At 72.9% G+C, this 22,171-nt stretch carries 21 protein-coding genes; 12 read left to right on the top strand and 9 right to left on the bottom strand.

All coding sequences use genetic code 11. From position 1 onward, the window contains the following. Nucleotides 1-55: 55 nt before the first annotated feature. A complete protein-coding gene (locus tag ACQPZX_RS23985; protein ID WP_433384543.1) occupies nt 56-928 on the top strand; it encodes a class I SAM-dependent methyltransferase in 873 nt (290 codons plus the stop codon). Continuing rightward, complete coding sequence (locus ACQPZX_RS23990; RefSeq protein WP_433384546.1) at nt 928-1,485, top strand: TetR/AcrR family transcriptional regulator; 558 nt, start codon at nt 928-930, stop codon at nt 1,483-1,485. The genes ACQPZX_RS23985 and ACQPZX_RS23990 overlap by 1 nt, the downstream gene beginning before the upstream one ends. Here ACQPZX_RS23990 and ACQPZX_RS23995 read toward each other — a convergent pair. Beyond that, nucleotides 1,460-3,493, bottom strand: coding sequence for an ATP-binding response regulator (locus ACQPZX_RS23995; RefSeq protein ID WP_433384549.1), 2,034 nt, complete (start codon nt 3,491-3,493; stop codon nt 1,460-1,462). The genes ACQPZX_RS23990 and ACQPZX_RS23995 overlap by 26 nt on opposite strands. 69 nt (nt 3,494-3,562) lie before the next feature. On the opposite strand from ACQPZX_RS23995, the gene ACQPZX_RS24000 reads away from it, so the two are divergent. Then, entirely contained in the window at nt 3,563-7,216 is a 3,654-nt protein-coding gene (locus tag ACQPZX_RS24000; protein ID WP_433384552.1) for a PAS domain S-box protein, read from the top strand. Nucleotides 7,217-7,244: 28 nt separating this feature from the next. Here ACQPZX_RS24000 and ACQPZX_RS24005 read toward each other — a convergent pair whose 3' ends face one another. Then, nucleotides 7,245-7,454, bottom strand: coding sequence for a hypothetical protein (locus ACQPZX_RS24005; RefSeq protein WP_433384555.1), 210 nt, complete (start codon nt 7,452-7,454; stop codon nt 7,245-7,247). Nucleotides 7,455-7,586: 132 nt separating this feature from the next. On the opposite strand from ACQPZX_RS24005, the gene ACQPZX_RS24010 reads away from it, so the two are divergent. From ACQPZX_RS24010 to ACQPZX_RS24025, 4 genes are all read left to right on the top strand, one after another. Further along, on the top strand, nt 7,587-8,111 hold the full coding sequence (locus ACQPZX_RS24010) for a PadR family transcriptional regulator (RefSeq protein ID WP_433384558.1): 525 nt from the start codon (nt 7,587-7,589) through the stop codon (nt 8,109-8,111). After that, a complete protein-coding gene (locus ACQPZX_RS24015) occupies nt 8,108-8,782 on the top strand; it encodes an ABC transporter ATP-binding protein (protein WP_433384561.1) in 675 nt (224 codons plus the stop codon). Before ACQPZX_RS24010 ends, ACQPZX_RS24015 begins: the two co-directional genes overlap by 4 nt. Then, nucleotides 8,779-10,956, top strand: coding sequence for an FtsX-like permease family protein (locus ACQPZX_RS24020; protein WP_433384564.1), 2,178 nt, complete (start codon nt 8,779-8,781; stop codon nt 10,954-10,956). The genes ACQPZX_RS24015 and ACQPZX_RS24020 overlap by 4 nt, the downstream gene beginning before the upstream one ends. 69 nt (nt 10,957-11,025) lie before the next feature. Then, entirely contained in the window at nt 11,026-11,862 is an 837-nt protein-coding gene (locus ACQPZX_RS24025; protein ID WP_433384567.1) for a tetratricopeptide repeat protein, read from the top strand. A gap of 86 nt (nt 11,863-11,948) precedes the next feature. On the opposite strand, the gene ACQPZX_RS24030 is transcribed toward ACQPZX_RS24025, so the two are convergent. The 3 genes from ACQPZX_RS24030 to ACQPZX_RS24040 all read right to left on the bottom strand — a co-directional run bounded on the left by ACQPZX_RS24030 (nt 11,949) and on the right by ACQPZX_RS24040 (nt 13,635). After that, nucleotides 11,949-12,368: a hypothetical protein gene (locus ACQPZX_RS24030; protein WP_433384570.1), complete on the bottom strand. Its 420-nt coding sequence runs from the start codon at nt 12,366-12,368 to the stop codon at nt 11,949-11,951. Nucleotides 12,369-12,382: 14 nt separating this feature from the next. Further along, nucleotides 12,383-13,117 (bottom strand): phosphotransferase enzyme family protein, encoded by a 735-nt coding sequence (locus ACQPZX_RS24035; RefSeq protein ID WP_433384573.1) that lies wholly within the window; start codon nt 13,115-13,117, stop codon nt 12,383-12,385. Nucleotides 13,118-13,224: 107 nt separating this feature from the next. Beyond that, nucleotides 13,225-13,635: a MarR family winged helix-turn-helix transcriptional regulator gene (locus ACQPZX_RS24040; protein WP_433384575.1), complete on the bottom strand. Its 411-nt coding sequence runs from the start codon at nt 13,633-13,635 to the stop codon at nt 13,225-13,227. An 81-nt stretch (nt 13,636-13,716) separates the two neighbouring features. On the opposite strand from ACQPZX_RS24040, the gene ACQPZX_RS24045 reads away from it, so the two are divergent. Together ACQPZX_RS24045 and ACQPZX_RS24050 are read left to right on the top strand one after the other, a co-directional pair. Next, nucleotides 13,717-15,477: an ABC transporter ATP-binding protein gene (locus ACQPZX_RS24045; protein WP_433384578.1), complete on the top strand. Its 1,761-nt coding sequence runs from the start codon at nt 13,717-13,719 to the stop codon at nt 15,475-15,477. Between the two features lie 75 nt (nt 15,478-15,552). Further along, nucleotides 15,553-16,191: a hypothetical protein gene (locus ACQPZX_RS24050; RefSeq protein WP_433384581.1), complete on the top strand. Its 639-nt coding sequence runs from the start codon at nt 15,553-15,555 to the stop codon at nt 16,189-16,191. Nucleotides 16,192-16,229: 38 nt separating this feature from the next. Here ACQPZX_RS24050 and ACQPZX_RS24055 read toward each other — a convergent pair whose 3' ends face one another. Further along, the gene (locus ACQPZX_RS24055) at nt 16,230-16,535 is read right to left on the bottom strand and encodes a trypco2 family protein (protein WP_433384584.1); all 306 of its coding nucleotides are present in this window, start codon (nt 16,533-16,535) and stop codon (nt 16,230-16,232) included. A gap of 28 nt (nt 16,536-16,563) precedes the next feature. Beyond that, nucleotides 16,564-17,535 carry an aminoglycoside phosphotransferase family protein gene (locus tag ACQPZX_RS24060; protein WP_433384587.1) on the bottom strand — a complete coding sequence of 324 codons (972 nt, stop codon included), beginning with the start codon at nt 17,533-17,535 and terminating at the stop codon, nt 16,564-16,566. A gap of 98 nt (nt 17,536-17,633) precedes the next feature. Between ACQPZX_RS24060 and ACQPZX_RS24065 the strand changes: the two genes are divergently transcribed. Both ACQPZX_RS24065 and ACQPZX_RS24070 read left to right on the top strand, forming a co-directional pair. Continuing rightward, nucleotides 17,634-18,485 (top strand): oxidoreductase, encoded by an 852-nt coding sequence (locus ACQPZX_RS24065; protein ID WP_433384590.1) that lies wholly within the window; start codon nt 17,634-17,636, stop codon nt 18,483-18,485. A gap of 182 nt (nt 18,486-18,667) precedes the next feature. Beyond that, nucleotides 18,668-19,474, top strand: coding sequence for a hypothetical protein (locus ACQPZX_RS24070; protein WP_433384593.1), 807 nt, complete (start codon nt 18,668-18,670; stop codon nt 19,472-19,474). On the opposite strand, the gene ACQPZX_RS24075 is transcribed toward ACQPZX_RS24070, so the two are convergent. Further along, nucleotides 19,471-20,415, bottom strand: coding sequence for a DUF3500 domain-containing protein (locus ACQPZX_RS24075; protein ID WP_433384596.1), 945 nt, complete (start codon nt 20,413-20,415; stop codon nt 19,471-19,473). The two genes, ACQPZX_RS24070 and ACQPZX_RS24075, sit on opposite strands and share 4 nt — an antisense overlap. 162 nt (nt 20,416-20,577) lie before the next feature. Here ACQPZX_RS24075 and ACQPZX_RS24080 point away from each other — a divergent pair, with 162 nt between their 5' ends. Next, nucleotides 20,578-21,312 carry an RDD family protein gene (locus ACQPZX_RS24080; RefSeq protein WP_433384599.1) on the top strand — a complete coding sequence of 245 codons (735 nt, stop codon included), beginning with the start codon at nt 20,578-20,580 and terminating at the stop codon, nt 21,310-21,312. A gap of 57 nt (nt 21,313-21,369) precedes the next feature. Here the strand turns inward: ACQPZX_RS24080 and ACQPZX_RS24085 are convergent, their stop codons facing one another. Continuing rightward, on the bottom strand, nt 21,370-22,119 hold the full coding sequence (locus tag ACQPZX_RS24085) for a hypothetical protein (RefSeq protein ID WP_433384602.1): 750 nt from the start codon (nt 22,117-22,119) through the stop codon (nt 21,370-21,372). Between the last annotated feature and the right edge of the window lie 52 nt (nt 22,120-22,171).

Below are 22,171 nucleotides of genomic sequence, written 5' to 3' on the forward strand. Positions count from 1 at the left end.
CGAGATCGCGGCGCCGCTGTAGAAAAGTGGACGTTCGTTCATTTAGAGTGGCGGCATGCGAAACAGGGCGAGCCGGACCGCCGAGCAGGTGGCGCTGTTCCGCGCGCTGGAGACGGCGCGCGGCCACGACCGGGTCTTCGACGACCCCCTGGCCGTCCGCTTCCTGCGCGGTGGCTACCGCGGCCTGGCCCGCGCCGCGCGGATCCGGCCCGTCGGGCGGTGGCTGGAGAGTTACATCGATCATCGTTGGCCCGGCCCCCGCCCGAGCGCCGTCGCCCGCACCCGCCTCATCGACGACCTGGTGATCGCGGCGCTGGCGCACGGCGCGCGGCAGGTGCTGCTGCTCGGCGCCGGCTACGACAGCCGGGCCTATCGGCTGCCCGGCATCGAGCGCGTGCCCGTCTTCGAGGCCGACCATCCGGCCACCCAGGCGATGAAAAGGCGCCTCGTGCGCGGCGCTGTCCGCCCCGAGCGGCGGCGCCACGTCCATTATGTCCCCGTCGACCTGCTCGGCGAGGATCTCGGCGAAGCGCTGCTCACCAACGGCTTCGCGGCGCTGGAGCCGACCGTCGTGGTCTGGGAGGGCGTCACGAACTATCTGACCGAGACCGCCGTCGACGTCACGCTGCGGCGTCTGGCTTCGCTGACGGCCACCGGGAGCAAGCTCATTTTCACGTACGTCGACCGGCGCGTCCTGCGCGGTGAGGTGACCGGCGCCGAGAGTTGGCATCAGGCCGTACGGCGGCAGGGCGAGCCCTGGACGTTCGGCTTCGACCCGGCCGCCCTCCCGGCATATTTGGCCGACCGCGACATGCGGCTCGCCCTCGATCAGTCCACGCGCGACGCCGCTGAGCGATATCTGCAGCCCCTGGGCCGCGCCGAGAACGCCGCGTCGTTCTACCGGGTCGCGGAAGCGGAGATCCAGTAGTGCCGAAGGTCAGCGACGCCCACCTCGCCGCGCGCCGCCGCCAGATCCTCGACGCTGCCGCGACCTGTTTCGCCCGGGACGGCTTCCACCGCACGAGCATGCAGGACATCGTGCGCGAGTCGGGGATCAGCGCCGGCCTGGTCTACCGCTACTTCACCGGCAAGGACGACATGATCGCCGCGATCGTCACCGAGTGGCACGACCAGCGGCAGGTCTTCGCGACCGGCACGGTCGGCGAGCGGGCCGCGGCCTACCTCGACTACCTGCGCGAGGTCGGCCGCCCGGAGACCGCCGACCGCAACCGGCTGGGCGTGCAGATCTGGGCCGAGGCGGTCCGCAACGAGCGCATCCGCGACCTCTCCCGCCGCAACGTCGACGACCCCCGGGCAGCCGTCGCGGAGGCGCTCGGCTCGGCCGACGGCGACGCGCTGGCGCGGGTGCTGATCGCGATCTACCAGGGCCTCGTCCTGCAGACCACCTGGGACGAGACGCTCGACAACGAGGCCTACGTGCGGGCCGTCGAGGGACTGCTCACCGCACTGCTAGCGCGGCCTTGAGGGCGGCGGTCAGCTCGGCGCTGGAGAACGGCTTGGCCAGGATCGTGCGGCCGGGCTCCAGCGAGCGGCCGTCGTCGTCGATCAGCGCCTCGGCGTACCCGGAAATGAATATGACCTTGGTGTCGGGATGGTCGCCGAGGAACTTGTGGGCCAGCTGCCGGCCGTCCATGCCGGGCATCATCACGTCGGTGACCAGGCAGTGGATCGGCCCCTGGTGCCGCTCGGCGACCTTCAGGGCCTCGTTGCCGTCGGCGGCGGTCAGCACGCGGTAGCCGGCCTTGCCGATGAACCGCGCGGTCACGTCCCGCAGGTCGTCCTCGTCGTCGACCAGCAGCACGGTCAGGCTCTCCTGCGGCTTCGGGGCGGCCGGCGCGGGCGGCGGCGGCGCGCTGACCGCCACGGCCGGCGTGCCCGGCTTGGGCGGCAGGCTGATCAGCACGGTCGTGCCCTCGCCCGGCTCCGAGCTCAGCGTGATCTCCCCGCCGGCCTGGGTGACGACCCCGTGCGCGGTGGCCAGGCCCAGCCCGGCCGTGCGGCTGCCGGGCTTGGTGGAGAAGAACGGCTCGAAGGCGCGCGCCAGCACCTCGGGCGGCATGCCGCGCCCGTCGTCGGACACGCTGATCGTGGCCTGGCCCGTGGCGGACCGGCCGGTGGTCACGGTGATCGTCCCGCCGTCCGGCATGGCGTCGCGAGCATTCTGTACGAGCAGGTGCAGCAGCCGCTCGAGGAGCCGGGGGTCGATCGTTACCGGCGGGACGTCGCCGGGCCGCAGGTCCAGCTTGATCCCGTGGCCGGCCGCGTCGGCGAGGGCCCCGGCGGACTCGGCGAGGAACGCGTCCACGTCCACCGCCACCGGCCGGCTGATCTCGCGCCGGCCGAAGGCGAGCAGCTGCTCGGTCAGCTTCTTGGCGCGCTCGCCGCCCTTGGTGACCTGGTCGAGGTCGCCCAGCAGCGCGGTGCCGGTGGCCGGCGCCATCCGTCCCGCGTCGACCTCGTCGGTGATCTGCTCGATCGCCAGGGTCAGGAAGCCGAGCATCGCCCCGAGCAGGTTGTTGAAGTCGTGCGCCATCCCGCCGGCCATCCGGCGCAGGCTGTCGAGCCGCTCGGCGTCGCGGCGGCGGGCCTCGTCCTGCCGCTGCCGCGTCTCCCGCCCGGCCCGCTCCTCGGCCGCCACCACGTCGGTCATGTCGTCGACCATGACCACCGCGCCGGCCAGCTCGGCCTCGGCGTCGCGGACCGGCCGCAGGTGCACGCGCAGCCACCGGGCGTCGCCGCCGTCGCGGACGAACCGGTTGCGGTACCGGTGCTCGACCGCCTCGACGGCGTTGGCCGCGCCGGCCCGCACGATCTCGAGGGCCTCGGTGTGGGTGGCCGGCTCGAGGCAGGCCAGCCAGCCCCGCTCGAGCAGCCGGTCGGCGGGCAGGCCGGTGATCTCGGAGAGGCGGGGATTCACGTACGTGGCGCAGCCGCCCTCGTCGAGCAGGACGATCCCGACGGGGGAGGAGGCGGCCATCGCCTCGAACCGGCGCTCGGTGTGCCGCAGCGCCCGCACCTTCTCGACCAGCTTGGCGTTGATGGCCCGCGCGTGCACGGTGGCGAACTCGTCGGCCGGGCGCGGGGTGATGTCGACCGGGCCGTTGCGCAGCGCCACGTCCACGGCCTCGAGCAGCTCGCGCGGGTCGGCGCTGCGCAGCACCACCTGGGAGACGCCGCACGCCTCGGCGATCGGCCGGGTCTCGGGCTCGAGGTAGTTGGCGGTGTAGAAGATGACCGGCGCGTGCGCGGCCTGCTCGTCGGGCGCGGACCGCAGCCGGTGGACCAGCTCGAGGCCGTCGATGCCGGGCATCAGCACGTCGGAGACGACCACGTCGGGATGGCGGCTCTGGGCGAGGGCGAGGGCGTCGGCGCCGTCGCACGCCTCGATCACCTCGTGCCCGCGGTAGCCGAGCAGCATGGCCATCAGCTCCCGGTTGGCCGCCACGTCGTCCACGACGAGCACTGTCGCCACGGCATTCCTCCTCCGCCTCTCGTCAAAATTACCGCCCAAAATAGGGCCCGAAAGTGATATTCCGGATATATGTCGTCCTCGCCGGCGGCCGATGAGCGCGGCCGCCGCCGCTCCGTGGCCGTGTTGCCCGCGCTGGCCGCCCTTCTGGCGCTGGCGGTCGCCGGCGGGCTGGCCGCCGCCGGGGCCGAGGCCGGCTGGTACGGCCCCCGGTGGGAGGCCGTCCTGCTGGTCGTCGCCGGCGTCGGGTGCGTGACCGTCGTCAGCCTGGTCATCGGGACGCGGCGGGCCCAGCTGGAGGAGGTTGAGGCGGTCACCCGGGCCGAGTACGTCCGGCACACCCGGATGGAGACCATCCTGCGGCACACGCCCACGTCGTTCTTCATCAAGGGCGTCGACGGCCGGTATCAGATGGCCAGCGCCGCGTTCGAGCAGGTGCAGGGCCTCCCGGTCGGCAGCACCGCGGGCCGCCTCGACCGGGACGTGCACACCCCGGAGCGGCTGGCCGAGATCACCCGGCGGGACCGCCTCATCGTCGAGGCCGACGGCCCGCTCGTCTTCGAGGACGAGCTGCCCGGCGAGCACGGCCCCCGGACGTTCGTCAGCACGTTCTTCGCGCTGCGGGAGGACGGCGGTGAGGCGTACGCGATCTGCGGGGTGACCAACGAGACCACCCAGTTGCGCGTCGCCGAGAGCAAGTTCAAGGCCCTGCTGGACGCCTCGCCGGAGGCGATGCTCTGCATCGACGCCGCCGGCGGGATCCTGCTGGCCAACGCGCGGGCGGTGCAGGTCTTCCGCTACCGGCGCGAGGAGCTGGTCGGCATGAACGTCGACGATCTCGTGCCCACCCCGCTGCGCGAACGGCACGCCCGCCACCGCCGCGAGTACCTGGCCGCGCCGATGCCCCGGCCGATGGGCGAGGGCATGCAGCTCACCGCGAAGTGCGGCGACGGCACCGAGTGCCCGGTCGAGATCAGCCTCTCCGCGGTCGACGGCGAGGGCGGCACGGTCGTGTTCGCCACCGTGCAGGACATCACCGACCGGCTGGCCCAGGCCCAGTCCGACGCGCAGCTCGCCGGCATCGTCGCCGCCTCCAGCGACGCGATAGTCAGCAAGACGCTCGACGGCACGATCCTCACCTGGAACCCCGGCGCGGCCCGCCTCTACGGCTACACCGCCGCCGAGATGATCGGCCGGGACGTCACCGTGATCCTGCCCTTCGACCGGCCGGACGAGGAGAGGCGGCTGCTGGCCCGGGTGCGGGCCGGCGAGCTGATCAAGCACCACGAGACCCGGCGGGTGCGGCAGGACGGCAGCACGATCTACGTCTCGCTGAGCATGGCGCCGATCCGCGACCCGGACGGCCGCATCGTCGGCGCCTCGACGATCTCGCACGACATCACCGCCGAGGTGGAGGCCGAGCGGCGCCTGCGCTTCGAGCGCGAGCAGTTCCAGATGATCATGACGGCGGCCAGCGACCCGTTCATCAGCATGGACTTCCGCGGGCTGATCACCGAATGGAACCGGCAGGCCGAGCAGGTCTTCGGCTGGACCCGCGAGCAGGTGCTCGGCCGGCACGTGGTCGACACGATCCTGCCCCGGCGCTACGCCGCCGCTCTCGACCGGGTCCTCGAGGGCCGCTGGGACTGGCTGCTCGACCGCCCCACCGAGATGGCCGCGGTCACCGCCGACGGCAGCGAGCTGCCGATCGAGCTCACCATGTGGCGGATCCGCCGCGACGGCCCGTCGACGTTCCACGCGTTCGCCCGCGACATCAGCGCCCGCCGGCAGACCGAGCAGGCCCTGGCCCAGGCCCGCGACCAGGCCGTGGAGACCGCCCGGCTCAAGTCGCACTTCCTCGCCTCGATGAGCCACGAGATCCGGACGCCGATGAACGGGGTGATCGGCCTGAGCGGCCTGTTGCTCGGCACCGAGCTGCAGGACGTCCAGCGGCGGTACGCGCAGGGCATCAACAGCGCCGGCGTCGCCCTGCTCTCGGTGATCAACGACGTGCTCGACTTCTCCAAGCTGGAGTCCGGCAAGGTCGTCCTGGAACGTGCGAACTTCGAGCTCTGGCGGCTGCTCGACGAGGTGGTCGGCCTGGTCGCCGACGCGTCCGGCGCCAAGGACCTGACCGTGTCGTCGCGCTGCGACCCGGTGCTGGCCGCGCCGGTCTCGGGCGACGCCGGCAAACTGCGCCAGGTGCTGCTCAACCTGGCCGGCAACGCGGTCAAGTTCACCGCCGGCGGCAGCGTGACGGTCACCGCGAGCCCGGCCGACGGACCCTTCCCGGACGGCGCCGTCCCGGTGCGCTTCGAGGTCTCCGACACCGGTATCGGCATCGACATCGACCAGCAGGCCGGGCTGTTCGAGCCGTTCATCCAGGCCGACGCGGGCACCACCCGCCGCTTCGGGGGCACCGGGCTGGGGCTGGCGATCAGCCGGGAGCTGGTGGGGGTGCTCGGCGGGGAGATCGGGATGACCAGCGAGGCCGGCAAGGGCAGCATGTTCTGGTTCACCGTGCCGCTGTGGCCCGCGGTCGAAGGCGACTCCCCACCCCGGCACGCGCTGGACGGGCTCCGGGTCCTGCTGATGACCGGCGACGACACCGCCGCCCTGAACGATCAACTGTCTGCCTGGGTGATCGGGACGACGGCGGTGCCGGACGAGGCGGCGGCGGTGGGTGCGCTCACCGCGGCGGCGGAGTGCGGCCGCCCGTACGATGTCGTGATCCTCGACCGCGCGGAGCTCGCGGCCGTCGTCGTCGCCGACCCGGTCATCCCCACGCCCAAGCTGATCCTCGTCGGCGGCGAGCCGTCGCCGCCGGGCCGGGCCCGGTCGGCCGGCTTCAACGCGGTGCTCACCCGGCCGGTCCGGCAGTCGCAGCTGTACGACGCGCTGGTCGGCATCTTCGCCGGGCCGGCCGAGGACCGGGCGCTGCGCACCACCGCCGAGTCGCCGTCGGGGCGCGGGCACGTGCTGCTGGTCGAGGACAACGACATCAACCAGACGGTGGCGCTGGGAATCCTGGCCAACCTCGGATACAGCGCGGACGTGGCCGCCAACGGGCGCGAGGCGGTCGAGATGGCGTCGACGCAGCACTATCAGGCCATCTTCATGGACTGCCTGATGCCGGAGATGGACGGGTACGAGGCGACGGCCGCGATCCGCCTGGCCGAGCGGCCGGGGGAGCACGTGCCGATCATCGCCATGACCGCGGGCGCGCTGCCCGAGGACCGCTCGCGCTGCCTGGATTCCGGGATGGACGACCACCTGGCGAAGCCGCTGATGCCGGCCGACCTGGCCGCCGCCCTCGAGAAGTGGGCTCTGCTGCCGATCTATACGCCGAATGTGCGGCAGCAGATCGAGCAGCGGCTCGACCTGCTGCGCGGCGCCGGGGCGGCCCTCGGCCCGAACGAGCTGGGCGGCCTGCTGCGGCGGCTCAGCGCGCACGCGCCCGGGCACGTCGAACAGATCCACCAGGCGGTCGCGCTCGACGACGCCGAGCGGCTGCGCCAGCAGGCCCACCAGCTCAAGGGGGTGGCGGCCAACCTCGGCGCGCAGGACCTGGCCGAGGTCTGCGAGCGGCTCGAGCAGGCCGCCCGCGACGGCGACCTCGACGCGGCGATCGAGCCGCTGTCACAGCTGAGGCCGCAGGCCCAGGCGATGCTCGCCGCCGTCGACGCCATCCTGGCCGATCAGGCCACGGCTGACGCCCGGGCCTGACCCTGCCTGCCCACTCCGGCGTCGCGGCCTAGACCGTCACGTCCACGACGCCGGAGCGGCGGGTCGCGGCTATGTCGCGGCGGCTCTCGACGATCGCCGCCTTGTCCGAGCGGATCTTCCGCTCGTCGGCGCCGGACTGGACATCGGTGCTGAGCCGCACGTAGTCCGTCCGCAGGTGGATGCTGGCGATGTGCGATCCCCACTGGGCGCCGCCGGCGCCGCCGATTCGCATGCTCATCGGTTTGTCCCTCCTTCACTCCTGACTTGCAACCGCCAGATTCGGTTGTCGACCGGGTGCGGTTAAGAATCAGCTGTGTGACCTGGGCCACCATATACACCGAGTGTATACCCCGGGTGTATGGTCGTCGGCATGAGCGTTCCCCTGACCCTGCTCGGCCTGCTCGAGCGGCAGCCCAGCCACGGATACGACCTCAAGCGCGACTACGACCAGTGGTTCGGCCACGGGCGGGCGCTGCCCTTCGGCCAGGTCTACTCGACGCTGTCCCGGCTGGCCCGCGACGGCAAGGTGGTGATGGACGAGGTCACCCCCGGGGAGGGGCCCGAGCGCAAGCGGTACGTGATCACCGAGCTCGGCGCGACGCAGGTCGACGAGTGGCTGCTCGAGCCGGTCGCCCCCGAGCCGCATCAGCAGACCGTGCTGTTCGCCAAGGTTGTGCTGGCCCTCATGCTCGACCGCCCGGCCGAGGAATACCTGGACACGCAGCGCCGCGCCCACATGGCCCGGATGCGCGAGCTCACCGAGGTCAAGCGCACCGGCGGCCTGGTCGACGGGCTGCTCGCCGACCACGGCCTGTTCCATCTCGAGGCCGACCTGCGCTGGATCGACACGACCTCGGCCCGGCTGGACGCGCTGCGCGCGCAGGTGAAGCCGTGACTTTTTTGTCGGCAAAGGCCGTTTCTCTGGCGTTCGGCTCCACACTCGCGCTGCGCGGCGCCGACCTCACCATCGACGCCGGCGAGATCGTCGCGGTCATGGGCCCCAGCGGCTCGGGCAAGTCGACGCTGCTGCACTGCCTGGCCGGCATCCTGGTGCCCGACGCCGGCGAGATCCACGCGCTCGGCCGGCGGATCGACGACCTGAGCGAGGCCGCCCGCAGCGAGCTGCGCCGCGACCGGTTCGGCTTCGTCTTCCAGTTCGGCCAGCTCGTCCCCGAGCTCACCGCCGAGGAGAACGTCGCGCTGCCCCTGCTGCTCGGCGGGGTGCGCCGCGATCCGGCGTTGCGCCGGGCCCGCGAGTGGTTCGGGCGGCTCGGCCTCGACGGGCTCGAGCGGCGGCGCTCCGGCGAGCTGTCCGGCGGCCAGGCGCAACGGGTCGCCCTGGCCCGCGGGCTGGTCGGGGAGCCGGCCGTGCTGTTCGCCGACGAGCCGACCGGCGCCCTCGACTCGCTCACCGGCGAGCAGGTGATGGAGCTGATGGTCGGGCTCGCCCGGCACCAGGGCACCACGGTCGTCCTGGTCACCCACGACGCGCGCGTCGCCGCGTACGCGGACCGCGAGATCATGGTCCGCGACGGCCGCGTCACCACGCCCGCGGTGGCGTCGTGATCCGCCTCGGGCTGCGGCTCGCGCTCAGCGGCGGCCGGGCCGCCCTGGCCCGGCTCGCGCTGGTCGGCGCCGCCGTCGCGATCGGCGTCGCCCTGCTGCTCGCGACGCTCGCCGGGATCAACGCCGTGCAGGCGCAGAACCTGCGGTTCGCGTGGCTGAACAGCGGGGTGACCGCGGCCGCGACCGGTCCCGAAGCCGCCGATCCGGCCGGATGGGTGATCCGCGAGGACTACTTCGACGGCCGCCGGATAGCCCGCGTCGACGTCGCGCCGACCGGCCCGTCCGGGCCCGTGCCGCCCGGGATGACCCGCCTGCCCGCCGCGGGGGAGTACTTCGTCTCGCCGGCCCTGGCCGAGCTGCTCGCGTCGGTTCCCGCCTCCTCGCTGGGCGATCGGTTCCCGGGCCGCCCGGCGGGCGTCCTCGGCGAGGCCGCGCTGCCGTCGCCCGACTCGCTGATCGCCGTCGTCGGCCGCATCCCGCAGGAGCTTCGCGGCATCATCGGCGCCACCGAGATCACCCGCATCGTCAGCGTCTCGCCGAGCGAGTGCGGCGGCTGCTACGTCGGCATCGGCAGCGACGGCCTCACGCTTGTCCTCGGCGTCGTCGCGGCCGCCCTGCTCTTCCCGCTGCTGATGTTCATCGGCACCGCGACCCGCCTGTCCGCGGCCCGGCGCGAGCAGCGCTTCGCCGCGATGCGGCTGGTCGGCGCCACCCCGCGGCAGATCTCCACGATCGCCACCATCGAGTCGACCGTCGCCGCCGCGGCCGGCACGCTGCTCGGCTTCGCCCTGTTCCCGCTGGTCCGGCTGGCGCTGGCGGGCATCACCTTCACCGGGGAGCGCTTCTATGCGGAGGACCTCTCGCTGAGCTGGCCGCAGACGCTGCTCGTCGCCGTCGGGGTGCCGGCGGGGGCGGCCGTCGCGGCCCGGTTCGCGCTGCGCCGCGTACGGATCACGCCCCTCGGCGTCGCGCGCCGGGTCACCCCGCGGCCGCCGCGCGCCTGGCGTCTCGTGCCGGTCGGGGCGGGCCTGCTCGAGCTGGCGTACTTCATCGGCCGCCGGCCCGCCACCACCAACGGGCAGACCTCGGCCTATCTCGGCGGCATCCTGCTCACGATGGTCGGGCTGGTCGTCGCGGGCCCGTACCTGACCATGGCCGGCTCCCGCCTGCTCGCCCGCCTCGCCCGCCGGCCCGCCGCCCTGATCGCGGGCCGCCGGCTCGCCGACGACCCGCGCGCCGGCTTCCGCGCGGTCAGCGGGCTGATGCTCGCGCTCTTCGTCACCAGCGTCGCCACCGGCGTCATCACCTCGATCGTGGCCTACCGCGGCGTGGCGCCGGCCGGCACGGCCATCCACAACAACCTCTCCGTCATCTGGTTCCCCGGAGAGGGACCGCCGCCGCCCGCCGACGCGGAGGTGCCCGCCGGGCTGGGCACCGTGCTCGTGGTCCGCTTCGAGGAGCCGGCCGCGGACCGCCCGTCCGGCCTGATCAGCTGCGCCGACCTGGCCGGCCGCCCCGAGCTGGGCAGCTGCCCGGCCGGCGCCGAGGTGGCGGCGGTCTACCCCGACCTCACCTACCCCGACGCGACGCCGCCGGTCTGGCCGGCATCGCCGGTGCCGGCGGCCGACCTGCCGGGCAAGCCGGTGCATTCGATCGTCGTGCTCACGGACGGGTCGACCCAACACCTGGAACACGCCCGCACGGTGCTCGAGAAAGCCTTCCCAGGCACCCGGTTGCCATCCACCGAGAACGAGTTCCGCAGCGACTTCGCCCGCTCGCTCGTGCAGTTCCAGCGCCTCGCCGACGTGGTCATCGTGGCCAGCCTGGTGATCGCCGGGTGCAGCCTGGCGGTCAGCCTGGTCGGCGGCATCAACGAGCGGAGGCGGCCGTTCGCGCTGCTGCGGCTGGCCGGCGTCCGGCTGGGGGAGCTGCGCCGGGTGGTGACGCTGGAGAGCGCTGTGCCGCTGCTGGCGGTGGCGGTCGTGGCGATCGGCGCCGGCTTCACGGCGGCGGCGCTGTTCCTGCGGTCGCAGCTCGACTACGACCTCAAGGCGCCCGGCGCCTCGTACTACGTGCTGGTCGGCTTCGGCCTGGCGGTGTCGCTCGCGCTGATCGCCTCGACGATGCCGCTGCTGCGCCGGGTCACGGCGCCGGCGTCGGCCCGCAACGACTGAAATCAAGCGCAACCGGGACGCACCCGGCGGCTTTCACAAGTCGCCGGGGGCGCCGCCGAATGTGCCGGGGTGCGCACCGAACTCCTCCTCGACCAGGCCGACGACCTGCTGTGCAACGGCCGGGCCGGCCAGGCCGCCACGCTGCTCGCCCCGGTCGTCGGCGAGGAGCCCGGCAACGTCGACGCCTGGCTGCTGCTGACCCGGGCTCACCTGGCGCTGCGCCGGCCGGCGGAGGCGCTCGACGCCGCCCGCGCCGCGTTGCGCCTGGAGCCGCACGGCGCCGAGGCGTTGTACTGGGTGAGCGCCGCGTACACCGCCGCCGGCCGCCACGAGCTGGCCGTCGCGGCCGCGGTGTCGGCCGGGAATGAAGACCCCGGCAACCCCCGGCTGCTGGAACGCCACGGCCGCGCCCTGCTCGCCGCCGGCCGGCTCGCCGAGGCCGAGCGGGTCCTGGCCGCCGGGGCCGAGTTCGCCCACTACGACGCCGACCTGCACGTCGCCCACGGCGTCGCGCTGTTTGCCGCGGGCCGTCCGCTGAGCGCCCGCGAGGCCCACGGCCGCGCCCTGGCCATCGAGCCCGCCCACCCCCAGGCGCAGATCGAGCTGCGCCGCCTCACCGCCGCCGAGCAGCGCATCGTCGACGCCGAGTCGCTGGTCCGGGTGGCGGACGAGTTCGCCGAGGCCCTGCGCATCCCGGCCGGCGGCCGCCGCCCCGAGCCGAATGGCAGCGGCGTTCTCGCCCACCTGACCGCGGTCGCTTTCGCCGTGTGCCTGGCCGCCCTGCTGATCATCGGCGTCCTCGACCGCGTCGCCTCGCTCGACGTGCCGCCGGCGCTGACGGTCGCCCTCTTGTGCGCGGCCGGCTCGGCGGCGTGCGCCACCGCCCTGACCCGCCACCGTTCTTAGGCCCGCCCGCCGAACCCGGGGCCGCTCGCCGTGCTTAGGGCCGCCTGCAGGGAACATCGTCGACGGCAGCGAGCCGCCGACGCCGCTCACCACGTGCGGGTCGGCAGGCTGAACGCGTATGCCGCGAGGCCAAGCAGCGCCGTGACGAACGCCAGCGCGATCGGCGTCAGGAACCATGACCAGCGCTCCGGGATCGGGATCAGGGCCAGCAACAGCGGAAGGACGGCCGGCCAGAATGCGAGCCCGCCCAAGGGCGCAGCGGCGAGGACCAGGGCGGCTACCAGACCGCTGGCGGCGGTGAAGGTGGTTCGGCGGCGGGCCAACTGCGGCGCGGCCAGCAGGGCGACGTAGAGCGCTGAGGTGGCGCCGAAGGCGCTGACCATCGTGGACAGGATGACGACGTACGCGACGGCCAGGGCGGCCATGCTGCGTTGACCCGGTTCCGGGCCCTGGGCGCTCGGGCGGGCGCAGCGGAGCGCCAGCAAAACTTGAACGCGTTCAACCATGAATCCATAGTAGGTCAGACCGGACGGACCTCGGCCAGCCGCCTGATCGAGTACTCGTCGTCCCAGCAGACGGCGGCCTCCCACGCGGCCGACGCCTGCGCGGCGAGGTCGTAGGCGCCGTCATCGAGGGCGGCGGCGTTGCCGGGCAGCACGAGATCGAGGTCGGGGATGTCGACATGCGCCTCGTCCCAGTCGATCAGCGTCACCCGATCGGGGGTCATCCGGACGTTGCCGGGGTTGGCGGGGTTGCCGTGGACTACGGACATCTGATGTCCGGTGAGCTGTGCCCACGCGGCCCGGCATCGGGCAACGGCCTCCGGGGGCATCGCGCGCAGGTCGATCCTCGTGCCGGTCTCGGCGGTCAAGAGGTCCGTCGACGAGCGCCAGCCGGGGCGCTGCGGCCAGCCCCGCGTCAACCGGTGCAGCTCGCGGAGGGTGCCGGCCACGCGACGCCAGTCGGCCGGCGTCTCGGGTGGTCCGCCCTCCACGTAGGCCATCACCACCAGGCCGTCGGCGAACAGCCGGCCGTCCCTGGCCGGGATCGGCACCGGCACGGGCAGGCCTTCACGATCCAGATGCCTCAGGAGGCCGGTCTCCCACGCGAGATCGGCGTCGCTCCGGAAACCGAGGCGGCCGACCGCCAGGCGCCCGTCGATGCGCACGCTCCACACGTCGTTGGCGACTCCGCCGGCGAGCGGCTCGACTTGAGCGACGTCGGCGCCCCAATGCTCCAATGCCTCCCAGCCCACCGGCCAAAAATAGACCTCAGCCCGGCGGTCGCGGCAAAGGCGCGACCAACGACGGCGCCGGCGTCGAAAACGCGGGGGCCGTGGCCGACCCGTACTCGATAGGGGTTTTAGTCGCGCAGCTTGCGCAAGAGAGACGCCAAGGTCTCGCGCTCTTCGGCCGTCAAGGCGGCGAAGAACTGCTCGCCTTCGGCCGATCGGGCGGCCCGGATCGCCTGGGCCGTCTCTGCACCCTGATCAGTGAGGGCGAGCAGGGTTGCCCGGCGGTCGTCGGGGTCGGGACGGCGGGCGGCCAGGCCCAGCCGGGCGAGATCGTCGGCCACCTCCGTGGCGGTGCGGGGAGCGATGCGCAGGTGGTCGGCCAGGCCGCTGAGCCGGATGTCGCCGTGCCGCAGCAGCACGCTCAGGGCGCGGGCCAGCGACGGCGAGAGGTCCCACGGCTCGAGCGCCACCCGGGTGCGATGGCGCAGGTGGCGGGCCACCGACCAGAACGCCTCCGACAGCGACTCCTCGTTCTCCACCCGGAATACGGTAGCAGGATTTGCGGTTGTTCCCTCATGATGAGGTAACCTCAGTAAAACCGCACGGAAGGAGGGACGCCTTTGCCGCGCCCCGAACGCAAGAACACCCAGGCCGAGAAGCAGCAGGCCCGCGAGGTCTCGCTGCGCCGCATCGGCGGACTGTTCCGCGACCACACCTGGCCGCTGACGGTCGTTGTCCTGATCATCGTGGCCTCGTCGATCATCGGCATGGCCTCGCCGTTCCTGCTGCGCGCGGTCATCGACGACGCGCTGCCGCACGCGAACCTGACGTTGCTGGTGTGGCTGGTGATCGGCATGGTGGCCGTCGCCGCCGTGACCGCGGCCCTCGGCGTCGTGCAGACCTGGATCTCGACCCGGGTCGGCCAGGAGGTCATGCACCGGCTGCGCACCGACGTCTTCACGCACCTGCAGCGGCAGTCGATCGGCTTCTTCACCCGCACCCGCACCGGCGAGGTGCAGTCCCGCATCACCAACGACATCGGCGGCATGGAGTCGGTGGTCACCTCGACCGCGACCTCGATCGCCGCGAACCTCACCACCGCCATCGCCACCCTGGTCGCCATGGCCGCGCTCTCCTGGCAGCTCTCGCTGGTCTCCCTCGCGGTGCTGCCACCGGCCATCTGGTTCTCCAAGCGGGTCGCCCGCATGCGCCGCGAGATCACCGCGCAGCGGCAGCGGGAGCTCGCCGACCTCAACGTCACCATCGAGGAAGGCCTGTCGATCAGCGGCGTGCAGCTGTCCAAGACGCTGGGCACCGCGCCCGCGCTGATCTCCCGCTTCACGCAGTCGTCGACCCGCCTGATCGACCTGGAGCTGCGCTCCGAGCTGGCCGGCCGCTGGCGGATGGCGTCGATGAGCATCGTCTTCGCGGCGATCCCGGCGGTCATCTACCTGGCCGCGGGCATGCCGTTCGCTCACTTGTCGATCGGCACGCTGGTCGCCTTCACCGCGTTGCAGGCGGCCCTGTTCCGGCCGCTGATGGCCCTGCTCAACGTCGGCGTCCAGCTGACCTCGTCGCTCGCCCTGTTCGCGCGCATCTTCGAGTACCTCGACCTGCCGGTCGAGATCGAGGAGCCGGCGCGGCCCGTGCGTTTGCCAGCCCCGAGGGGCCACTTGCGCTTCGAGGAGGTGACTTTCGCGTACGGGGACAGCACAGCCGCCGCCGTCGCCGGGGTGACGCTCGACGTCCCGGCCGGCACCTCCCTGGCGCTGGTCGGCGAGACCGGCTCCGGCAAGAGCACGATCGCGGCCCTGATCGCCCGCTTGTACGACCCCACCGCGGGACGGGTCACCATCGACGGCGTCGACCTGCGCGACCTCACCCTGGCCGACCTGTCCTCGATCGTCGGCGTGGTCAGCCAGGAGACGTACCTGCTGCACACCACGGTCCGGGAGAACCTGCGCTACGCCCGCCCCGACGCCACCGACGCGCAGATCGAGGCCGCCGCCCGGGCCGCCCAGATCCACGACGTCATCACCGGGCTGCCCGACGGCTACGACACCATGGTCGGCTCGCGCGGGCACCGGTTCTCCGGCGGCGAGAAGCAGCGCATCGCCATCGCCCGCACCCTGCTGCGCGACCCGCGCATCCTGGTGCTCGACGAGGCGACCAGCGCCCTGGACAACGAGACCGAGCGGGCCGTGCAGCGCGCCTTCGACGAACTGTCCCGGGGCCGCACCACGGTCACGATCGCACACCGGCTGTCGACGATCCGCGACGCCGACCAGATCGTTCTGGTCGACCACGGCCGGGTCCTCGAGGCCGGCACCCACGACGCGCTGGTCGGCGCGGGCGGCCGATACGCCGCCTTGGCCGCGTAAATCCCTCAGCTGCGGGTGGCTGTTTGCCGATACCGCTCGGCGACACCGACTTCCCCTTCGTGAGAGAGGACCCCGATGGCGCAATCCACGCGTGAGATGCCCGTACGGGCGGACGGGTGGCGCCCCACCGACCCGGTCCTGGAAGCCATCATCAAGCGTTGCATCACCGACGCCGAGCACGGCGCTTCCCGTGACGGCGTCCGCGAGTACATGGCCGGCGCCATGATCCTCGGGGTGCTCGCCTTCGTGATGATCATCGCCGGCATGCCGGCCGCCGCAGCCATCATGATCCCGGTCGCGCTGTTCGCCGCGGGCGGCCTCTACATGGTCAGCAAGGCGAACCCGGTCCCGGTGAAGCGCGCCAAGGCACTCGCCCCGATGGGCGGTCCGGGACGGCTTCCCGCCGGCTACCTGGTGCACCCGCGGGCCTGGGAGGCCGGCATGGCCGAGCACGTCGCCTACCTGCCCGAGTCCCAGCTGCGCGCGGCCGCCGACATGTCCCGCTCGTTCCCCGGCTCGGTCGACGACCTGCTGATCTTCACCGGGACGATCGCGGCGCAGCTGCCCACGCCGAAGCACCACCTGACCCCCGCCGACGTCGAGCACCGCACCCGCGACCTGGTTCGGGTCGGGCTGCCGGTGATCCGGGACTTCAACGTGAAGTACCCGCCGCCGGCCGCGGCGCCGGCGGGCAAGAAGGGCAAGAAGAAGTGAGTTTCTGAAATCGGCCGGCCCACCTGGGCCGGCCGATTTCATTCCTCGCCGCGCTCGGCCCGGCCGGACACGTGCGGCGTCGTCCGCTGCCCGCCCACCTCGAGGCTGGGGGTGAGGGTCAGCTTCAGCTTCTGCGTCGTGATGCTCTTGTCGCTCAGGCTGCCGTTGAGATCCACCACCCAGAACCGGATCTTGCCGCCGGCCGTGTCCGTCTGCTCCAGGCCGACGCTGACCTCCAGCTCGATCGGGCCGAGCTCGAAGGACAGACGCTCCCCATCACCCGCGTCGATGGCCTTGTACAACTCGGTCCGAAGCTCCTGCACCACCGCGGCCAGTTCAATCATGACCAAAAGCTTTGCACGTACGAGGAAGCTAAAGCCCCCGCCGCGCCCCGCCGGCGCCGTCGTTGGTCACGCCATTGCCGCGACCGCCGGGCTGAGCTGCCGTCATGAGGCGCTTCAGGGCGGCCCTGGCGGGCGGCCCCCAGCTGGGCTTGCCGCCCGGACCGTCGTCGTCGGCGATGAGGATGCCGCTGAGGACGCGCGCCATCGCCCAGCCGCGCGCCCGGCGCATCGTGGCGGCGTCCGTTTCTCCCGCCCGCCGATAGGCCGCGTGGAATCCGGCGATGGCATCCTCCGGCAGCAGCAGCCACGCGGCGGAGAGGTCGTAGGCCGGGTCGCCCGCGCAGAGGTCCCCGAAATCGATGACGCCGCAGAGGGCGCCGCCGTCGGTGAGAACGTTGGCCGGATGCAGGTCGGCGTGCAGCCACAGCGGTGGGCCGTCCCAAGGCGGCGCGCTCAGCGCGTCCTGCCAGACGGCGCCGACCGCCTCCGGATCGTCGATCAGTCCGCGCTTGGTGACCGCGGCCAGCCCCCGGGCGAACGCCTCGGCCCGATCGGCGAGGGGCCCGCCGCGGTCCCGGCCGGCCGGCGCATCGTCCGGGGCAGGCTGGTGCAGCGCCGTCAGGAACGCCGCCAGCCGGTCGGCCGAGTCCGCGCCGCGCGTCACCGGGCTCCGGTCGGCAGGCGTGCCCGGCACCCACGTCGTGATCAACCAGTGCCAGGGGAACAAGCCGGACGGCTCGCCGAGCCGCTGCGGGACCGGCACCGGGAGGGGAAGGCGCGGCGCCAGCGCCGGCAGCCAGGCGTGCTCCTTGCGCAGCAGCGCGTCCGAGCTCCCGGTTGCCCACGGCAGCCGCACCGCCAAGTCGTCGCCGAGCCGCCACAGCTGGTTGTCCCAGCCCCGGGCGCCCAGCCGCACCGGCCGATCGGCCAGGTCGGGATGCTGCTCGCGCACCAGGTCCCGGACCAGCTCGGCGGTGATCTCGATCTCGACATGGGTCACGCGGAGGAACAGTAGTGCTTTTGTCCGGCATCCGGCTGAGCGGCTGCAGTCCGTTGTGGACACGGCTACGCTCTTCCCGGCCGGCGAAGGGTGGGCACATGGCCAGGGTCGCGATCGTGACCGGCGCGTCCGCGGGGATCGGCGCGGCCACCAGCCGCCTGCTGCACGACCGCGGTTTCCGCGTCTACGCGGCCGCCCGCCGATCGGAGCGCATGGCGCCGCTGGCCGCGCTGGGCGTCCACACCGTCCGCGCCGACGTCACCGACGAGGCCGACCTGCGGGCGCTCGTCGACCGGGTGGTCACCGAGTCGGGCCGCATCGACGTCCTGGTCAACAACGCCGGCTACGGCTCCTTCGGCGCCCTCGAGGACGTGCCGCTGGACGAGGCCCGCCGCCAGTTCGAGGTCAACGTCTTCGCCGCGGCCCGCCTGTGCCAGCTGGTGCTGCCGCACCTGCGGGCGCGGGGCCAAGGTCGCATCATCAACGTGTCGTCGGTCGGCGCACGGATGTACCAGCCGCTGGGTGGCTGGTACCACTCGACGAAGTACGCCCTCGAAGGCCTCAGCGACTGCCTGCGGGTCGAGCTCAGACCGCTGGGCATCCAGGTCGTCATGATCCAGCCCGGCGGCATCGACACCGAGTTCCCCCGGGTCGCCGGCGAGCGCTTGCTGGCAAGCTCGGGCGACGGCGCCTACGCGGACTACGCCCGTCGGTACGCGGCCTCGCTGACCTCGCAGGCCAAGGGCATCTCGTCGCCAACGGTCGTCGCCCGCGCGATCGCCCGAGCCGCGACGGCACGGCGCCCCCGGGCGCGCTACGCGGTCGGGCGCGGCGCGAAGGCGGCCCTGGCAGCACGGTGGCTGCTGCCCGATCGCGCGTACGATCGCGTGCTGGTGGGGTTGTTCACGGCCCTCGCCAGCGACACCGCCCGTCGCCTCGGACGCTCGTGAGGCGCGAGAGGTCGGCTTGTGCGCGGCCATCTCGTCGCCGGTCGCCACCACCTCGAACCGCGCGCGCAGCCCCACCCGATCCAGCAGCGCGCCGGCGTCCCACCGCCGCCGCCAGCGTCGAAGATCAACGCCTTGATCGTCACGGCGACCAGTATCCCCGGGTGTGTGTTGAACTGGGTGGCATGCAGATGCGTCCAGCGGAACTGGCGGCGATCCGGGCCGGCGATGTCGACGTGGCGTTCCGCCGGTGGGAGCGGCCCCGGGTCCGGGTCGGTACCCGGATGCGTACCGCGGTCGGACTGGTCGAGATCACGTCGGTCGATCGCGTGCCGGTGAGCTCGCTGACCGCCGCGGACGCCCGCCGGGCCGGCGCGGCCACGCTGGCGGCATTGCGGCAGGGGTTGGACCGCGTGCACGCCGACCGGCCGGTGTACCGGATCGGGCTGCGGTACGCGGGCGCCGACCCGCGGCAGGCGTTGCGCGAGGCGGTGCCCGACGCCGCCGAGATCGACGCGATCGTCGCGTGGCTGGACCGGCTCGACCGAGCCTCGCCGACCGGGCCGTGGACCCGGGCAACGCTGCTGCTGATCGACGAGCTGCCGGCCACCCGGGCACCCGACCTCGCCCAGAGGATGGGCCGTGACACCCCCTCGTTCAAACAGAACGTGCGCAAGCTGAAGGAGCGCGGCCTGACCGAGTCGCTGGACATCGGGTACCGGCTCTCGCCGCGCGGCGCCGCGGTGCTGGACCACGAGGGTCATCCCCGCAAGGCCCGGGACCGGCCGGCGCCGGAGCCGGGCATCCCGCTGCCCCACCTCGGCGCCGCCGCGACACGTGCGCTCACCGCGCGCGGCGTGGTCCGGCTCGAGCAGGTGGCCGGACTCAGCGCCGGCGAGGTGCAGGCATTGCACGGAGTCGGGCCCTACGCCCTCCGGCATCTGCGCGAGGCGATGGACGCGGCCGGGCTGGCTTTCCGCGACGATCTTTAAGGCGCCGTATGCCGCCGTGCGTAGTGGTCGTGGAGCAGGTCGCCGCCCCAGTCGTCGCGCAGGTGCCGCCACACCGAATGGGCGTGGTTGCCGCCATCCTGGGTGTTGTCGTACTCGATGAGGAACTCGGGCGCCCGGACGCAGTAGTAGTGGCCCTCGCCGGGGGTGGTCGGGCCCGCCCAGGCGAACCGGATTCGCTCCAGGCCCGCCGCCTCGGCGTCGCGCCAGCAGGCCAGCGCGTACGGCGCCGGGGCGCGGCCGAGGTATCGCCGGACCAACTGGCCGAGGATGTCCTGCTGCTCCGGACGCAGGTGGTCCCAGCCGATGCCGGTGGGCAGCACGGCCGGGTCGGCCACCGGATCGTCCCGGGTGAGGATGTCGTCCGGCGCGAGGCCGGCGCTGATGCCGAGCGCACCCTGGTCCGGATCGAACCCGGCGGCCAGTCGCCGGGCCAGGTCCTCGTCGGCGCCGAGGATCCGGCGGCCGGACGGGATGGTGGCCGGCTCGGAGCCGATGAAATGCGGTGTCAGCGTGACGGCGGCCGGCCCCACGACCACGTGGACGGCCAGGTGGTGGCCGTTGATGCGCCAGCCCCACGGCTGATCGCCGTCCGGGTCGCCGAGTACCCGCAGCCAGTAACGGTCGCCGGCCGGCGGTGAGCCGGTCGCCAGTTCCCGCCGGACCCGTTCGACCTCGATGACGCCGACGGCGAGGTCCCCGCCCTCCGGCGAGTGGGCCGACCTGAGCAGCTCCACCGCCAGGGCGTGCTGGGCGCTGGTGAGATGCTCCATCGACAGGCCGGGCCGGTCGCCGGGCAGATAGGTCCAGCGCCGCAGGCCGGGGTCGGCGAGGTCGCCGCGAACCAGGTCGCGCTGCTGGTCGTCCAGGCTCGCGAGAAGCGCACGCGCGCATCGTTGCGCGTCGATGGCGGCAGTCGTCATGCGCTGACATTAGCTACTCTTCCCCTCCCGGCCATCGGCATTTTGTCGGCGGGCGGTGGAAGCCGGCCTTGGCATTCAAGGCCGCATGCCGGACAGTATCTACGCTGCTTCAGCCTCTCACCGGTGTGTTCCCAACCGGACACACCAGAAATGGACCACAATATGGTCAGTCCCGGGCCCTACTCGGGGTCACCTGGCGACGAGCCGGCTCCTTCCGGATATCCCTCGTCCCCGCCCCCGCCGCCCTCCTACGGTGCTCCGCCCCCGCCGCCTCAGTACGGCGCTGCACCCCCGCCGCCTCAGTACGGCGCTCCGCCCCCGCCGCCGCCCTACGGCGCCCAGCCGCCGGGGACCGGTTACCCGCAGCAGCCCTACGGCGGCCCGCCGCCCGGGCCCGGCTACCAGCAGCAGCAGCCCTACTCCGCGCCGGTGGGTGTCGGCCAGCCGGGCACCCTGGCCGACCGGTTCGTGGCGAAGCTCATCGACGGCCTCATCGTCGGCGTCGTGGCCGTGATCATCAACTTCGTGCTCGCGGTCATCTCGAATTCGTGGATCCTGACCGGCTTCTTGTCGGCGGTGTTCACCGCGGCCCTGTATCTCGGCTACTTCGGCTACCTCGAGTCCAGCCGGGGCCAGACGCTCGGCAAGCAGGTGATGAAGCTGAAGGTGTTCGGCCCCGATCGCGTCAGCAACCCGACGCTGGAGCAGGCCATCCGCCGGAACATCTACATGGGGTTCGGCATCCTGCGCATCGTCCCGATCCTCGGCGGCGTGCTGAGCGGCCTGGCCGGGCTGGCCGCGGTGATCGTGATCGTGGTCAACATCAACAGCGACCCGCAGCGCCAGCACTGGTTCGACAAGTTCGCCGGTGGCACCCAGGTCATCAAGATCGGCTGACCGTCGCGCCGGCCGGCCCGTGTTCCGCTTGGACACGGGCCGGCCACGCGATTCCCGTCAGTGCTCTCCGGCGAGGTCGATGCGGAGGGCGACGGGGATGCCATCGGCGTCGACGTCGAGGTGGACGAGGAAGAAGCCGTCGCCCACCGAGGTCATCGCCATCAGGACGCTCGCGCCACCGATCTCGATCACGCCGGCCTCGTGGTCGCGCCCCGAGAGAACCAGCCCGTCCAGCGGCCCGGTGTGCTCCCACGAGCCCAGCGCGTCGGCGTCGGCGAACACCAGTCGCGCGTGGTCGACGCCGAGCTCACCGAACTCCCACGAGTCGGCCACCGGGGCATCGCCGAGCTCGATCCGCATCGATTGCCAGCCGTGCTTGCCGGGGACGGCGGTGACCCGCAGCGCCCGGCCGGCCGGCGCTTCCATCGACAGCACCGGAACACCCGTGACGCCGAATCCGGACTCCCGGGCCGCGACCGCGTGCCGGACCCGTTCGCGGTGCGGGACCTGCCGCTCGAACGCCCGCAGCCACGCGTCGAGGCCGTGCTCCCGGCAGTGCTCGTCGAAGACATCGGTCAGGTCGGCGACGGCGTGGACGGGAATGTCGTACAGGCGGGTGCCGGTCTGACGGTCGAAGGAAGCCGCCGCGGCCTCCGCATCCGCCCCCTCGATCGCGAAGTCGGTCGCCGGGTTCTCCTCGTCGTCGGGCACCTGGTCGCCGGACCACAGCTCGACGTAGCCACCGTCCATGATCACCAGCTGCCCGGACGGACAGGTCACCTCGCCGAGCACCACTTCGGTCGCCACGACCACGAGTTTAGGTGTGGGGGCCCGCTCGCGCTCTTGGGATAGGGCGGGC

Origin of the sequence: Actinoplanes sp. CA-142083, assembly GCF_050942195.1 — a bacterium.
Taxonomy (GTDB): Bacteria; Actinomycetota; Actinomycetes; order Mycobacteriales; family Micromonosporaceae; genus Actinoplanes.